The organism is Allopusillimonas soli (assembly GCF_004153445.1).
In the GTDB taxonomy this organism is placed as follows: Bacteria; Pseudomonadota; Gammaproteobacteria; order Burkholderiales; family Burkholderiaceae_B; genus Allopusillimonas; species Allopusillimonas soli.
The window spans coordinates 195,316-210,833 of record NZ_SDQC01000004.1 but is presented as its reverse complement, the minus strand read 5'-3'; the positions used below and the strand labels follow the sequence as shown (position 1 = coordinate 210,833).

Below are 15,518 nucleotides of genomic sequence, written 5' to 3'. Positions count from 1 at the left end.
CTGATTACTTGGGTTTCTTCGCTGCGACATTCCCTTTCTTGATCACATCGCTCCAGCGCTGCTTGTCCTTGATCAGGAATGCCTTGAACTCCTCCGGAGAATCGGCGATCACGACGGAGCCCAGATCCGTGATTCTTTGGCTTACCTCAGGCGTATGCAGGGCAGTCACCGCAGCCTTGTTCAGCTTATCGACGATGGCCTTGGGCGTTCCCGCAGGCGCCAGCATGCCTATCCATGGCGCACCTTCCTCGAAGCCGTCATAGCCCAGACTCGCCAGGGTCGGGACACCGGGAAAATCCGGGCGCGGCTCGTTGGTGCCAACCGCGAGAACACGCAACTGCTTGCTCTTCACGTACTGGGCAATACCGGTGCTGGGATAGAACATGAAGGAAATGCGACCGGCGATGGTTTCCTTCAAGGCTGGTGCGTTGCCCTTGAACGGGACATGCACCATATCCAGTCCCGCCATGGCTGAAAGCATCTCGGCGGCCAGATGCGCTGAACCGCCAAAGCCGGACGAACCGAAAGTCAGCTTGCCCGGATGCGCCTTGGCATCGGCCAGCAGGCTCTTCATATCCTTGTAGGGTGAGTCGTAGGCGGTGACGACCACGAGTGGATTGTTGGTAAAGTTGCAAATCGGCTCGAACGCCTTGACCGGATCATAGTCGTAGCGGTCCGGATAGAGCAGCGGGTTTACATTGAGGCTCAATGAAGTCACCAGGACGGTATAGCCGTCAGGTGCGGCTTTCATGACGTCGTTGGTCGCAATGGCGGCGGCTGCGCCAGGCTTGTTCTCCACGACCACCGACTGGCCCAGTTCCCGGGACATGCGTTCGGCCACCACGCGTGCGATCGTGTCCGTCGGGCCTCCCGCCGAATAGCCAACCAGCATCTTGATGGCATGCGTGGGATAGTCGGCCGCAAACACGGCCGGCGCGGCACAGAACAGCGTTGCAGCAGCGCTCAGCGCCGCGATCATTTTTCTTCTCATGGTGATTCCTCCTTTGTGGATATAGCTCGATGGATCGATTCAAACGCCTCGGGCGAGATCGGGAAAGTACTTGTCCGCCATCACCTGGCAGCGCTTGATCAGGCGCGGCTCATCGGGGCGATAATCCGCCACGGCATTGTGGATGGTGCCGATGTTGTCCCACATGAGCACATCGCCTTCGGTCCATTTGTGCCGGTAGCGGTACTTCTCCTGGGTCTGATGTCTGAACAGGAACGCCAGGACTTCATCGCTGCGCACTTCGGGCAGCTCGTTGATACGCATCGAATAACCGGGATTGGCGTACAGCACCTTGCGCCCGGTGATGGGATGCGTGAGAAACACAGGGTGGGAAACCGGCGGCTTCTTGCGCCGCTGCTCCTCGGTCAGCGGCGGCCTGTTGCCTTTCTCCTTGCGCATGGTCTCCCAGAATTTGTTGAAATCATGCGTGATGGTCATGCCGTCCAGTTCCTGCTTCAGGTCTTCCGGTAGCCCCTCGTATGCGGCATGCGTATTGCAGAATTCGGTGTTGCCCAGCGGCTCGCCGTTGCGGCGTGGAATCCGGATGCCATACAGTACATTGCTGAACGCAATCATCTTGCTGTAGGACATGTCGGTATGCCAGTCCTGCCCCGCATCGCTCAAGCCGATGGGCTTGCCATTCTCCTTAAGGTTCGACAGAATCATGACCTCAGGCATGCCGGGTTCATAGTACATATTGGCGACATTCACCTCCAGCGTGCCAAAGTTTTCGCTGTAGCGTTTGAGCGCCGAAGCGGTCAAATCCTGGCCCGGAAAGCACAGCACCCCATGCTCGCCAAGCGCCTGCTCGATCTCCCTGTACTCGTCTTGTGTCAGCGGCTCGGAAAGGTTCTTGCCTTCTATCCGCGCACCCAACGCGCCATCGCCGGGAATGATTTTCATCAGAATACTCCTTGATTCTCTACTCTGTTCGTCTGCCGCCGCATGAAGCTATAACGCAGCCTGCAAAATGCGCTCTATGGCTTCAGGGTTGTCGACGCGCCTCGGGTTAAAGGCAAGGCCGCGCTCCTTCATGACCGCCCGAGCGACATGCGGAAGGTCCTGCTCGTCCAAGCCAAACGCCCGCAGGCTGGCCGGCAGATCATGGCGCGTACGCACGGCACTCACCCAGTGCCACAAGGTGTCGTGCGGCCCAGATACATGCCTGTTCACCGTTTCCAGTGCCGGAGCCAGCTGCGCCGACGATGTTTCCGCGTTGAAGCGGATGGTGTGAGGCAGCATCACGGTATTGACCGCGCCATGCCCGGCACCGGTGTGGGCGCCGATGACATGGCAGATGGCATGGTGCAGGCAGCTTCTCGCCATTGCCAGCACCATGCCCGCCAGATGGCCAGCGGCCAGCAGCGCGCGCCGCTGGGTTGCTTCATCCTGGCCGTCGCCGTCCAGTGCCTGCGCAAACAGCGCAAGCGCCTGCAGCGCCAGGCCGTCCGACACGATGGAGCGTCCCGTCGAGTACAAGCCTTCAAGACAATGGGCGATGCCGTTCATGGCGGTCTCGCGCATCAGTCCCATGGGAATGTCCCGACTGAGCAGCGGATCGATCAGCAGGCTGGTGGCCGATACATGCCGGTTCCAGAACATCAGCTTCTCGCCATGCTCATCACGCACGCCAAACGAAGACGTGGTTTCCGCCCCTGATGCGGTTGTCGGTATGGCGATAATGGGCAGCTTGGGATGATTCCGACGCGGAATCTCCACGTGCGCCGGCGGGGTGAAAGCCGTGGTGTGCTGGCTCAGCGAACCACCCTCGGATAGCAGCATGGCCAGTGCCTTGGCCGAATCAGCAACGCTGCCTCCGCCAACGGCCACAATGCAATCTGGGCGAAAATCCCGTGCCCGCCTTGCAATATCCTCGACCAGCATCACGCTTGAATGGGCGGGAATGCCTGTTTCCTGCAGCACCGCCCGCTTGCCCAACGCGGCCATCACCATCTGAAAGGATGTTGTCGCCGCCATGCGTGACTGTGAAAGCACAACGGGCCGCGCCAGTTCCAGCGCCGAAAGCTCGTCGTCTATGCGCGCCGCGACACCGTCTCCGAAGCGAACATGCGTGCCGAACAGGTGATAGTCGAAATCCTTGATCACGGCTGCCCTTTACGTTTAAAGTTGGTATTTCCAGTGTAGGAATTTTTCCCTGTGAAAAACACCACATAACCAGGAATTTATTTTTTCCTTTTTGGAAACACTTATGAATCTTGTTGATTGCGTGGAGGTGTTCGTCGAGGTTGCGCGCAGCCTCAGCTTCTCGAAGGCGGCGGAAAGCCTGGGCAGCAGCAAGTCTTCCATCACCAAGAAGATCGCCTGGCTGGAGGATCACTTCGAAGCGCAGCTGCTCAACCGCAATACCAAGCGGGTGAGCCTGACAGAAAGCGGACGCGCGCTGCTGGAGAATGCCGACACGCTGTCCGCAACGCTGCGCCAGTTGAAGGAACAGGTGCGCAGCCCTGTCGAGTATCCGAGCGGACGCATACGTGTGGGCACACCGCCTTCATTTGGCGCGGTGCATCTTGCGCCGGCCATCCAGGCATTTCTACAGCACTATCCGAGAATACGGGTGTCGCTGCTCATCGATGATGGCCGCAGCGATCTCATCGCCGAAAATCTGGATCTCTCGGTGCGGATCGCACCCAGGCTGCGGGATACCAACCAGATTGCGTATAAAATTACCGTTGTGCCGCAGATGCTGGTGGCCAGCCGCACCTATCTCGCGGAGCATGGCAGCCCAGACGCGCCCCGCGACCTGGAACATCACAATTGCCTGGTTCATAGCCTGAAGGCGCCAACCGGCACCTGGACCTTCACCGACGCGAGCAACCAGACCCACGCGGTAAGCGTATCGGGCACGTTCAACTCAAACTTGGGCGAATCCATCCAGCATCTGGCCAGACTGGGCCACGGCATCGCCATGCATCCGCGCTACATGGTGGATCAGGATCTGGACGCCGGCCGGCTCGTGCCCGTGCTGCCGGATTACAGGCCAGAGGGCCTGGACATCTATGCCATCGTCCAGACACGAAGACATCTGCCGTATAAAGTGCGCCTGTTCGTAGACCACCTCAGGACATGGTTCAGCCATACCACCTGGGCCCAATGAAAAGGCTACCGTCCATGCGGCAGGCTGCGCCAGAATATGGCCGCGGCCACAAAACCGAAAGAGCCGATAAGCGCAATGCCCGCGCCGAGTGAAACAAGCGCGGTGATGCCAGACAGAATGACAGGGCCAGCACTGGTGCCCACATCGCTGATGAGCCGCCAGAGCCCCAGGAACTCGGTGCGCCCATGGGACGGCGACGCATCCGCGCCCAATGTCATATTGATGCCGGACCCAAAACCATTGCCAAGCCCCATGAGCATGGAAACGGTCAAAAACGTAATCAATACGCCCGTCAATGGTATGCTGAGCAGCGCCAGACCCATGATCAGTGCGCAGGGCAGCGCGACCCACAGGCGGCCATACTGGTCCATGATTTTCCCCGCTGGATAGAACACCAGCATGTCGACGGCGGATGTCAGGCCGAAAATGATGGATGTCGCGGCGGGGCTCAGACCAATGTGATCCGCCCATAGGGGAATGACAACCTGGCGGCCGGCACGCATGGCGCTGATGAGCAGAATACCCACGCCCAACGTCAGAAAAACCGAAGCATGCGTGCGCGCTATGGCAGCCATGCGCGGCTTGGCCGCATTGACCTGTGTTTCATCCTTGGGGCCTGCGTGCAGGTCAGGTATGGACCAGGACAGCAGGCCCGCTCCCGTCAGGGCGGCGATGCCCACCCAATAGGCGCCGGCAAGGCCCAGAAAATGCATGAGCGCCGCCCCCGCGAAAGGGCCGAAGAACATGCCGATGCGATGTGTGCCGCCCAGTGTGGACAGGGCTCGCGCACGCATGGCAAACGGAACCGCCTCGATCAGATAGGTTTGGCGGGCCAGGTAAAACACCGAAGTCGCTGTGCCGATGAGCAGTGTGCTGACCGCCAGCAAGGCTTCACTGCGCGCAAAGATGCATAGCAGCAATGCCGCCACCATGACCGTCGAAGCCCCCGTCAGTGCCTTGCGCTCGCCAAAGCGGGCCGTGACCAGCGCGGCGGGAATATTCGTGGCCAGCGACCCCAGGCCGATCAGGGCAACGATAAGGCCGGCCAGCGCCGGCGAAGCGCCGAGATCACGGGCGCTCAGCGCAATGACAGGCAGGATGGCGCCATTGCCCAAACCGAAAAGCACAGATGGGCCGTAGGCTGGAATGGCTATTTTCTTGAGACTGAAGCTGGCTTCGCCCATGAGGGAGTGCGGGGTGGTGAAAGAGGAGTGAGCCTTTCTATTCTACTGGATGCCGGACAGCGGCCGCGGCGCGGGCATGCGGATTGCCAGGGCAGGGCGAGCCGCCGCTCACGCGGTATCATCCCTGGACTGTCTGTCCGTTTCGCTTTCCATTTCACATGACGACTCCACCGCAGGCCATACGCCGCATCAAGGACATCAGGCAGCTTATGCTGCTTGCCCGTCTGGCGGTGCTTGCCGCCATCTGGCCTCTGTGCGCGCAAGCCCAAGCCTCGAAGGACGCCATACAAGCGCTGCCGGCGATCACCATCCAAGGCGCGCAGCTGGAGCGGCCCGCCTTCTCAACGCCAGCGTCCATCGATCTGGTGGATGGCACCCTCATGCGCCGCGATCAGATGCAGGTGAATCTCTCTGAAAGTCTGGTGCGCGTGCCCGGCCTGCTGATACAGAACAGGCAAAACTATGCGCAAGACCTCCAACTGTCCATACGAGGGTTCGGCGCGCGCTCCACCTATGGCGTGCGGGGTGTCCGGCTATATGTGGACGGTATTCCGGCCACCATGCCGGATGGGCAAGGCCAGACATCGAATATCGATATCGCTTCCATTGACAGCATGGAGATATTGCGCGGGCCGTTCTCCGCCTTGTACGGCAATGCCTCGGGCGGGGTTGTGCAAGTGTTCACCGAGCACGGCAAGGACCCGCCCACGCTGGAGAGCAGCTTCGCCGCCGGCAGCGACAGCCAGTTCCGCTACGGCGCCAAGGCCAGCGGTGCACGTGCCGGCACAGGGCTTGACTATCTGGTCAGTGCCAACCGCTACGTGACGCAGGGCTATCGCGATCACAGCAGCGCCCGCAAGAACCTTGCCAACGCAAAGCTGGGCTGGACGCCCGACGAAGACAGCAGCCTGACGCTGGTGCTGAACAGTGTGGACGTCAAGGCGGACGATCCGCAAGGGCTGACCTACGATGAATTCATGAACGACCCCCGGCAGGCCTCTCCGGGCGCGCTTGCCTATAACACGCGCAAGACGGTACGCCAGACACAGGGCGGCTTGCACTATGAACGCGAGGTTGACGCGCACAACACACTGCGTCTCATGGCCTACTATGGGCAACGGCGGACCGTGCAATTTTTGGGCGTACCGGTGAGCGCACAGTTGGCGCCTGGCAGCGCCGGCGGAGTGGTGGACCTGCAGCGTCGCTACGGCGGCCTGGATGCCCGCTGGACTTCCCGCCTGCGCCTGGCTGGCCGGCCCCTGACGATTGTTGGCGGAGTCGCATACGACACCATGACGGAAGACCGGCGCGGCTACGAGAACTTCGTGGCGGGCACGGCAGGCCTTGCCACAGGCGTGCAGGGCAATTTGCGCCGCAAGGAGACAAACGATATCTGGAACGTGGATCCCTATGCGCAAGCCTCATGGCAATTTACCGACAGATGGAGCGTGGACGCGGGCCTGCGGTACAGCACCGTGCACTTCGACTCGGACGACGACTACATCGCGGCAGGCAATCCCGACGACAGCGGCACCGTACGCTACCGCAAGCTGCTGCCCTCCGCCGCGCTGCGCTATCAGGCGTCGACCGATCTCATGCTCTATGCGACGGCGGGGCGCGGCTTTGAGACACCCACCTTCAGTGAGCTGTCCTACCGTCCCGACGGAAGGCCTGGCCTGAACCTGGCCCTGATGCCGTCGGAAAACACCAGCCTGGAGGTGGGTGCCAAGGCCAGGGTGGCCGGGGGAATGCTCACTGCGGCTCTGTTCCAGACCCGCACGCGCAACGAAATCGTAACCGCTCGTTCCGACGGCGGACGCACGACTTTCCAGAATGCAGGCCATACGCGCCGCAATGGTTTCGAACTTGCCTGGTCGGGCGAGGTGGCCGACAACCTGAGCACCTATCTGGCCTATACGTGGCTGGATGCGCGCTACAAAGACAGCTTTCGCACAGTGGACACGCGCGGCAGCGCGGTGCTTGTCCCCGATGGCAACCGCATCCCGGGCATTGCAGAACATGCCGTATATGCGGCCCTGGACTGGGCCCAGGAGAAAGGCTGGCGCGCCGGCGTGGAGGGGCGCTATCTGAGCCGGCTTTATGTTAACGACAGTAACGACGAATATGCACCGGCCTACTTTACAGCATCCGTTCACGCAGGCTACCGTTGGAAGCTTCAGGACTGGACGCTGGATGCATTCGCGCGCCTCGACAATGTATTTGATCGCCACTACGCAGGGGCCACTGTCGTCAATGCATCCTGGGGCCGCTATTACGAGCCTGCGCCGGGCCGCAACTGGACAGCGGGCATCAGCCTGGCCCATGCGTTCTGACTTTCTCACTCACTTCAGGCAGAAGCGCCATGCGTGAAAATCATACCCCTCCCGCGTCTCGAAGCAGGACAGCCGTGGTATTTGGCATTGTCCTGACCATCATCGGCCTGGTGCTCGCCGTGGGCGGCATGCAATTGGTGTCGCTGGACGGCTCCTGGTACTACCTGATCACCGGTGTCGCGCTGGTGCTGTCCGGTGTGCTGTTGGCGGCAAGCATGGCGCTGGGCGCGTGGCTGTACCTGCTCATTTTCATCTGCACCATCGCCTGGGCGATCTGGGAGGTCGGATTCGCATTCTGGCCGCTGGTACCGCGGCTCGCGCCGGTGCTGGTGCTGGCTTTCTTCTGCTTCCTGCTGATGCCGCGCCTGCGCGGCGGACGGGGGCGGGCGGCCTGCTGGTCGCTGGCGGTCCTGACGCTGGCCGCATTGGGCCTGGGCGGGTACGGCATGCTGCAGCCTCATAGGGCGATCAAGGCCGGCAAGGCGCAAAACACCACACAGGCTGTCAGCGCGCCAACGCCTGGGGAGGCCAAGGCATCGACGTGGCAGTATTATGGCCGTACACCCGCCGGCACGCGTTTTGCACCCTTTGCGCAAATCAACAAGGACAATGTCGATGAACTGGAAGTTGCCTGGACATTCCGCACGGGCGATATCGCGGGAAAGGGCGCGGAGGATCAGGGCACGCCCATACAGGTGGGCGACAGCGTATATGTCTGCACACCCTACAACAAGGTTATCGCGCTCGACGCCGACACGGGCAAGCAACGCTGGAAGTACGACCCCGACACACCGGACACCGGCATATGGAACCGTTGCCGAGGCGTGGGCTACTACGACGCGGCGGCCTACGCAACCGGCCCCGGAGCGGCCGCCCTGGCCGCGCGAACAGCTGACGTGGCCGCCGACAGCGATGCGCCGCCCAGGGAAACCGGCGCCGCGGCCACCCGCCCAGTGGTCAACGGCGCAAAGGCCGCCACTGATGCGGATGTCGCACACGCCGTGGATGCAGCGGGCGGCAGTTGCGCACAACGCATTTTCCTGACCACACTCGACGCGCGGCTGATTGCGCTGGACGCCAAGACGGGCGAACCCTGCGCGGGTTTCGGCAATCGCGGCACCGTCGATCTGACAGCGGGCATGGGCGAGATACCGCGAAATTTCTATATGCCGACCTCGGCCCCCACCGTGATGCGCAACATGGTACTGGTGGGCGGATGGGTCTACGACGGCAAGTCGGTAGGCGAGCCCTCGGGCGTTGTGCGCGCCTTCAACGCGGACACGGGCGAGCTGGTATGGGCGTGGGACCTGGGCAACCCGGCCATCACCAAGCTGCCGCCGCCCGGCGAAACGTATACGCGCGGGACGCCCAATGTGTGGTCCACCCCCGCCTTCGATGACAAGCTGGGCCTGGTCTATCTGCCTACCGGCAACAGCACGCCCGACTATTGGGGCGGCCATCGCACTGCGCTGGACGACAAGTATTCTTCGTCTGTTGTTGCCCTGGATATAGCTACCGGCCGCGTTCGCTGGTCTTTCCAGACCACGCACCATGACTTGTGGGATTATGACGTGACCTCGCAGCCCGCGCTGTATGATCTGCCGGACGGCAACGGCGGCACCATCCCGGCATTGATCCAGCTTACCAAGCGCGGCCAGATTTTCCTGCTTGACCGGCGCAATGGCAAACCGCTGGCGACCGTCGAGGAAAAGCCCGTGCCGCAGGATGTCCAGGAAGGAGACCGGATATCGCCCACCCAGCCTTATTCGACGGGCATGCCTGCCATAGGACGGGAACCGCTGACCGAGGCAAGTATGTGGGGTGCAACATGGTTCGATCAGTTGTGGTGTCGCATCGAGTTCCGCAAGATGCATTATGAAGGCGAGTTCACACCGCCCAGCACCCGGAAAACACTGCAGTACCCGGGCAACTATGGCGGTTTCAATTGGGGCAGCGCTTCAATCGACGAGCAAAGAGGCTATCTGTTTGTCAACGACATCCGCATGCCCCAATGGCTACGCTATATATCGCGTGAAGAAGCCGATGCGCCGAATGCCGCGGCAAGCCACGATGGCCTGCATGTACAGGCCGGCACGCCCTATGGCGTCACCAAGAACACCTTCATGTCGCCGCTGGGCGTGCCATGCCACGCTCCGCCATGGGGCACAATGGCGGCCATTGACCTGCAAAAACGCCAAGTCGTCTGGGAGCGTCCCATCAGCACCCTGCAGGACACGGTGGCGGCGGGCGGCGTCAAGGTTGGCGTACCTGTGCCCATCGGCATGCCCACCATGGGCGGCCCCATCAGCACGGCATCGGGCCTGGTCTTCTTCGCAGGCACGCAAGATTATTACTTGCGCGCGCTGGATGCGGAAACAGGCGAGGTACTCTGGAAGGGACGCCTGCCCGTGGGTGCGCAATCCACACCCATGACATACGTATCGCCCGAAAGCGGGCGCCAGTTCGTGGTCGTGACAGCCGGCGGCGCAAGACAGTCTCCCGACCGGGGAGACTATGTCATTGCCTTTGCATTGCCACAGAAATGACGCGGATCTGAAAACACGCTGCCGGCGCTGGCCGCACGGCAGCCCTTCAGCGCAAACTGGCAGACTGCCTGCAAACACACGCCACGAAGGACTGGATCAAGGGAACATCCTGGTCTTCGGGGCGCCACATGACGCCGATGGAGCCATGCATGCCCAATTGAAACCAGGGCACATTGAGCGTATGGGACAGCCCCAGGCTGGCCGCCAGGCGGGCCGACATCGGCACGACAAAATCGGTACCCTGGACAATACGCGCGCTGGTGAACACTGAAGCGGACTCCACCATGACCGGCGGCACCTTCAGGCCGAGCGCCTCGAAAGCCAGGCGCAGTCGGCGACGAATCGGGCTGGCCGCGGCCGGGGCAATCCAGGGATATTCCAACGCCTCGTCCCAACTGACTTCGCGCCGGCCGGCAAGAGGATGACTGGGTGCCACGGCCAGGCATAGCGGCACATCATCCAGCTTTCTGTAGCACACGCCCGGCGGCACGCCACCTTCTTCGACCCGTCCAATGATGACATCCAGTCCGCCGGTGTGCAGCTTGGACGTCAGGAGATCCAGGGTTTCCTCGTCGATACGGATAAACACACCGGGATGATCGGCATGAAATGCGCGCACGATCTCGGGCAACAACACAATGGCAACCATGGGCGACACACCGACGGCGACCTGCCCTGCCTGGGCCTGCTTCATTTGCTGGACGGTCAGTCTGGCCCTGTCTATGCGTCCGACGATGGCGCGCGCCTGACGTGCCAGTTCCTCGGCCACGGGAGTGGGCGTGACGCCTCTGGCATGCCGCGCGAACAGCTCAGCGCCCATGCTGTCCTCGAGCTCTTTCAGCCACTTGGACAACGCGGGCTGGGTAAGGTGATACTCCTGGGCCACCTGGCTCATATTGCGGACGTCGCACAAGCGAACCAGCATTTGCAGGCTACGCAGACGTATTCGGCTGCTCCAGTCCATGATGATCAGCCTGCCATGAAAGATAGTTATGGATATCTGAAACTATTTCAATTTTAGCTTATACCGATTCACCGCATAATCACAGCAAGCACCACCCACATAACGACGGTCAGTCATGAAAAAACCGAATTTCATCCTGTTCATTACAGACCAGCAAAAGGCCAGCCACCTGGGCGCCTACGGAAACCGCATATTGCGCACACCGCATATCGACGCCATCGCGGCAAGAGGCTGGAAGGCCGACTGTTTTTATGTCGCCACGCCAATCTGCATGCCAAACCGCGCATCGCTGATGACGGGGCGCATGCCCTCGGTGCATGGGGCGCGGCTCAATGGCATACCGCTGGCCATCGAAAGCCGCACCTTTGTCGATGTCATGCGCGAGGCGGGTTATCGGACTGCGCTCGTGGGCAAGTCGCATCTTCAGAACATGACGGGAAAACCGCCTCAATGGCCGCGTCCCGAGGAGGCAATAACCGAAGGAGAGGCGTGGCGCTATCAGCCCGGCAATTATGATCAGGAGTGGGGGCCGCTTTGGCGCAACGATCCCACACATGACTTGGAAACGCCCTTCTACGGCTTTTCCCGCGTGGATCTGGCTGTGGACCATGGCGACCGGGTGTGGGGCCACTACTGGCGCTGGCTGGAGCGAGAACACCCCGACGTGGCGGAGCAGGCGGGGGAGGCGCATGCCATTCCGACACCCGACTTTGCCTTGAGCAAGGTGCACCAGGCATGGCGAACGCGCGTTCCCGAAGCGCTATCCACCAACGGTTATATCGGCAGCCAGACCTGTGCCTTGCTGGCGGAGTATGCGCGGGAGGAACGCCCGTTCTTTATCCAGTGCTCGTTTCCGGATCCCCACCATCCTTTTACGCCACATGGGCGATATTGGGACATGTACGATCCGGACGAGGTGGACTTGCCCGCGTCGTTTCATGAGAGCGGGATGCACGCTTCACCGCCGCATGTAGCCTGGCTGCATGCCCAGCGCGACCGCAACCAGGCTGTGAAGCACACGCCCGCGCTGTTTGCCTGCACCGAGCGTGAGGCGCGCGAAGCCATAGCGCTCAACTATGGGTCTATCTCCCATATCGATGCCGTCGTCGGCGACGTCATGGCCACATTGAAACGCCATGGGCTGGACGACAACACCGTCATCATATTCATGAGCGATCACGGTGACTACCTGGGTGATCATCAGCTGCTGTGGAAGGGGCCGATTCACTATCAGAGCCTTGTACGCACGCCTTTCATCTGGATGGATCCAGGCTGCCCGCAATCCCGCCATAACGAAGATGCATTGGCCAGCACGGTGGACGTGGCACCCACCATACTGGCGCGCGCCGGCCTTGTTCCCTATAACGGCATTCAGGGACACAACCTGCTGGACGTCATGGCGGGCAGGCAGCGTGGCGTGCGGCAACATGTGCTGATCGAGGAAGAAGGGCAGCGTGTCATGTTTGGTTTTGACAGCCGCGTGCGCATGCGCACGCTATTCGATGGTCGCCACCGCCTCAGCCTTTACGACGGCATCGAATGGGGAGAACTCTACGACCTGGAGTCCGATCCGATGGAGCTGCACAATCTGTGGCACAGCACGGCTCATGAAAGCCAGAAGGCGCGGATGCTCCAGGATCTCGCGCGGACGATGCTCGCACATACCGATACCAGCCCCAACCCAACTGCGCTGGCCTGAGTATCCACCGGCACCAGGCAGCCGAACATCAAGCAAATCATAACGAGGAGATAAGTCCATGCGTATTTCAACATATCTATCCGCCTGCATAGGCGTGTCGCTGCTATTGCTGGGCATGAGCGCCCGGGCCGCCTACCCGGAACATGCTATCACCATGGTGGTGAACTATCCCGCGGGTGGTCCGTTGGACCTGCTGGCGCGCTCCATTGCGGAGTATGCGGGCAAGACGCTGAAGCAGCCCGTCGTGGTCGAGAACAAGTCGGGCGCCGCCGGCACCATCGGGGCCCGCAATGTGGCCCGCGCGCAAGCTGACGGCTATACGCTGCTCCTGAGCGTGGACACCATCGCGACTGTCAACCCTTATGTCTACGCGCAGTCGGACTTCGATGTAAACAAGGTCATGGCGCCGATCACTATGGCTGGCACGTTCAATCAGGCCCTGGTCACGCGCAAGGATCTGGGGGTCACGACGCTGGCCGACTTCATTGAACTGGCACGCAAGAAGGACCTCACCTACGCTTCGGCTGGGATCGGCTCGCCCGGCCACCTCACCATGACCGAGTTCGCGCAGGCGCTCGACCTTCCCCTGACGCACGTACCCTACAAGGGTAACGCACCGGCCACGAGCGACCTGCTCGGCGCAAGAGTGGATGCCGGCTTCCTGGTCATCGGCGGCGTGGCGCAGTATGTGGATGCAGGCCGCCTGATTCCACTAGCCGTGTCGGGCAGCGAACCGGATCCGCTGCTGCCGGGCATACCCACGATTGCCGGCTCCGGCCTGCCCGGACTGGATCACTTCAATGTGGGATTCGGCTTTGTTCTGATGGCGCCGAAAGGCACGCCGAGCGACATCCAGGCACTATGGAGCAAGCTGGTGGCCGATGCCTTTGCCTCGCCCGAATTGCGCGAGCGCCTGAAGTCCCTGGACTTGCTTCCCACGCACACCAGCCCGGACGAAACGCGGGCGTATCTTGCGAAGGAAGGCACAAAATGGAAGGCGGTAGTCGAAAAGGCCGGCATCCGCATCGAATAGCCCCGCCCCATCCGCTGGCCCCCGCCTCATTATTGGGTACCGCCAGCGGTCAGCCGCCATTGCGCGCCGGATCCGGCGGCGTATGAGCAAGGCCGGCCTTATCGCCTGATACGATGCGATCCGCTTCAACGTCCTCATTCAAGGGATCGTCACCCCGGTTTTCAACTTCCGCGCGTTCGCCGGTGTTGTTGCGGTCGCTATCGGTGTCCGGCCTGAAAGCGGGCATGTCGCTGCCGGAGTCGGAGGAGTCGCCAGGACCCAGCGCGGGTTCTTTGAGCCCATCCTTGCGCAAATTGGCTTCCTGACCTGGCTCCTGATTCTGCCGAGCCCGTTCAATGTCTTTGTCCGTAATCATGTGTGTTCTCCTGAGTCCGCATGTTCAAGCCTTATCCGGGGAAACGCTGGCGCCTGGCGTCTCCAGGCCCAGACGCTCATGCCATCGGGCGATGGATTCCTCCGGATAGCCTTTGAACAGTTTGTCGCCCTGTTTGGCCTCGATTTCAACCCATGAAGCCTTGCTGTCCAGAAACAGATGCGTACGCTCCGGAGGAACCGGCAGGTTGGTATCAATGGCGCTGGCAAAGGGATGTATCAAATCTGGCCATTCGGGGCTGAACAGCCACAGCGCACTGCCGCAATGGCTGCAGAAATGGCGCTCCGCCGAGCTGACGCCCTCCCGCGCGCCCTGCCCATCGCGGACGACGGCGTGGTATACCGCCACATGATCCCCGCCCTTGAGCTTAAGGGTGCGCGCATCGCCGGAAAGATTGATGGCGTAGCCGCCACCACCCTGCGTCTTGCGGCAAATCGAGCAATAACAGCGTTGATAGGGATAGGGATTGGCGCTTTCAAGGGAAAACTGCACCGCCCCGCAATGACATGAACCTTCCAATTGCATGATGAAGACCTCCTTGTTGTGAGAAGGCACGCCGCCAGCCGGCAGATATCGCAATGCGCAGCAAACGCAATGCCCGCCGAGCACACGACGCGTCGCGGCCCGCACAAAAACCCGACGGGCTATGCCAGCCGCATGCGGGCCAGCACCTGGTAGCGGGATCCGCCCAGGTCGGGCTGGGATGCGGCCAGCACACACGCCTCGGGCGTCCAGGTAATGGGCGGGCGGCACCCCAGCATAGCCATGTCGCCGGATCCGGCGCGGCGCAGCAGCGACACATGAGGCCGGAATGCCTCGGAGGGTGGTTGCCAGCCCATGGACTCGAGTCGCGACCACACTGCCTGATGCAATGCATCCAGCCAGACAATACGACTATTTTCGTCCGGCCCCGCCCAAACAACGCGCGGCCCATGAAAACGCCCGAAGCGCCGCAGTGTGATGGGTTCGATCCGCGCCGTCCAGCCGGGCACAGCCTGGATCAGCCGCTGGACGTCCCGCTCCCCTGTACCGCCCAGGAAAGCCAGGGTCAGGTGCAAAGTATCTTGGCGCATGATGCGCCCCCCCAACAGGGCGTGCGCATCGCGCGCCCAAGCCATTATCCGGGCGGCATCGTCCTGTGCGGGCCAGAGGGCAAAAAATAGACGTCGCGCGTGCATATCTGTAAGCTTATACCGAATCCATCATGGGGATTACCCACCCTACCCAAGCGCAGGCAAGCCCACTAAACTGTGACGCTTCCG

General features: G+C 61.5%; 13 protein-coding genes. 5 read left to right on the top strand and 8 right to left on the bottom strand.

Features of this window, described 5'->3' with window-relative positions:
• Positions 1–4: 4 nt before the first annotated feature.
• Genes ERD78_RS13805 through ERD78_RS13795 form a run of 3 tightly spaced genes read right to left on the bottom strand, consistent with a single transcriptional unit; the run spans position 5 to position 3,115 of the window.
• Positions 5–991 carry a Bug family tripartite tricarboxylate transporter substrate binding protein gene (locus ERD78_RS13805; RefSeq protein WP_129969902.1) on the bottom strand — a complete coding sequence of 329 codons (987 nt, stop codon included), beginning with the start codon at positions 989–991 and terminating at the stop codon, positions 5–7.
• A gap of 39 nt (positions 992–1,030) precedes the next feature.
• Positions 1,031–1,912 carry a TauD/TfdA dioxygenase family protein gene (locus ERD78_RS13800; protein ID WP_129969901.1) on the bottom strand — a complete coding sequence of 294 codons (882 nt, stop codon included), beginning with the start codon at positions 1,910–1,912 and terminating at the stop codon, positions 1,031–1,033.
• Positions 1,913–1,960: 48 nt separating this feature from the next.
• The gene (locus ERD78_RS13795) at positions 1,961–3,115 is read right to left on the bottom strand and encodes an iron-containing alcohol dehydrogenase family protein (protein ID WP_129969900.1); all 1,155 of its coding nucleotides are present in this window, start codon (positions 3,113–3,115) and stop codon (positions 1,961–1,963) included.
• Positions 3,116–3,218: 103 nt separating this feature from the next.
• Between ERD78_RS13795 and ERD78_RS13790 the strand changes: the two genes are divergently transcribed.
• Positions 3,219–4,124, top strand: coding sequence for a LysR family transcriptional regulator (locus ERD78_RS13790; RefSeq protein WP_129969899.1), 906 nt, complete (start codon positions 3,219–3,221; stop codon positions 4,122–4,124).
• Between the two features lie 5 nt (positions 4,125–4,129).
• Here ERD78_RS13790 and ERD78_RS13785 read toward each other — a convergent pair whose 3' ends face one another.
• Positions 4,130–5,308, bottom strand: coding sequence for an MFS transporter (locus ERD78_RS13785; protein ID WP_129969898.1), 1,179 nt, complete (start codon positions 5,306–5,308; stop codon positions 4,130–4,132).
• Positions 5,309–5,517: 209 nt separating this feature from the next.
• Between ERD78_RS13785 and ERD78_RS13780 the strand changes: the two genes are divergently transcribed.
• Positions 5,518–7,641 (top strand): TonB-dependent receptor family protein, encoded by a 2,124-nt coding sequence (locus ERD78_RS13780; protein ID WP_129970133.1) that lies wholly within the window; start codon positions 5,518–5,520, stop codon positions 7,639–7,641.
• A gap of 29 nt (positions 7,642–7,670) precedes the next feature.
• The gene (locus ERD78_RS13775; protein ID WP_129969897.1) at positions 7,671–10,187 is read left to right on the top strand and encodes a membrane-bound PQQ-dependent dehydrogenase, glucose/quinate/shikimate family; all 2,517 of its coding nucleotides are present in this window, start codon (positions 7,671–7,673) and stop codon (positions 10,185–10,187) included.
• A gap of 46 nt (positions 10,188–10,233) precedes the next feature.
• Here the strand turns inward: ERD78_RS13775 and ERD78_RS13770 are convergent, their stop codons facing one another.
• The gene (locus ERD78_RS13770) at positions 10,234–11,151 is read right to left on the bottom strand and encodes a LysR family transcriptional regulator (RefSeq protein WP_129969896.1); all 918 of its coding nucleotides are present in this window, start codon (positions 11,149–11,151) and stop codon (positions 10,234–10,236) included.
• 115 nt (positions 11,152–11,266) lie between these two features.
• Here ERD78_RS13770 and ERD78_RS13765 point away from each other — a divergent pair, with 115 nt between their 5' ends.
• The gene (locus ERD78_RS13765; RefSeq protein ID WP_129969895.1) at positions 11,267–12,850 is read left to right on the top strand and encodes a sulfatase family protein; all 1,584 of its coding nucleotides are present in this window, start codon (positions 11,267–11,269) and stop codon (positions 12,848–12,850) included.
• A gap of 58 nt (positions 12,851–12,908) precedes the next feature.
• Positions 12,909–13,883: a Bug family tripartite tricarboxylate transporter substrate binding protein gene (locus ERD78_RS13760; RefSeq protein WP_129969894.1), complete on the top strand. Its 975-nt coding sequence runs from the start codon at positions 12,909–12,911 to the stop codon at positions 13,881–13,883.
• Positions 13,884–13,932: 49 nt separating this feature from the next.
• Here the strand turns inward: ERD78_RS13760 and ERD78_RS13755 are convergent, their stop codons facing one another.
• The 3 genes from ERD78_RS13755 to thpR all read right to left on the bottom strand — a co-directional run bounded on the left by ERD78_RS13755 (position 13,933) and on the right by thpR (position 15,434).
• Positions 13,933–14,238: a MatE family transporter gene (locus tag ERD78_RS13755; RefSeq protein WP_245152476.1), complete on the bottom strand. Its 306-nt coding sequence runs from the start codon at positions 14,236–14,238 to the stop codon at positions 13,933–13,935.
• A gap of 24 nt (positions 14,239–14,262) precedes the next feature.
• Positions 14,263–14,781, bottom strand: coding sequence for a GFA family protein (locus ERD78_RS13750; RefSeq protein WP_129969893.1), 519 nt, complete (start codon positions 14,779–14,781; stop codon positions 14,263–14,265).
• 119 nt (positions 14,782–14,900) lie between these two features.
• The gene (gene thpR, locus ERD78_RS13745) at positions 14,901–15,434 is read right to left on the bottom strand and encodes an RNA 2',3'-cyclic phosphodiesterase (protein ID WP_129969892.1); all 534 of its coding nucleotides are present in this window, start codon (positions 15,432–15,434) and stop codon (positions 14,901–14,903) included.
• Positions 15,435–15,518 lie beyond the last annotated feature (84 nt).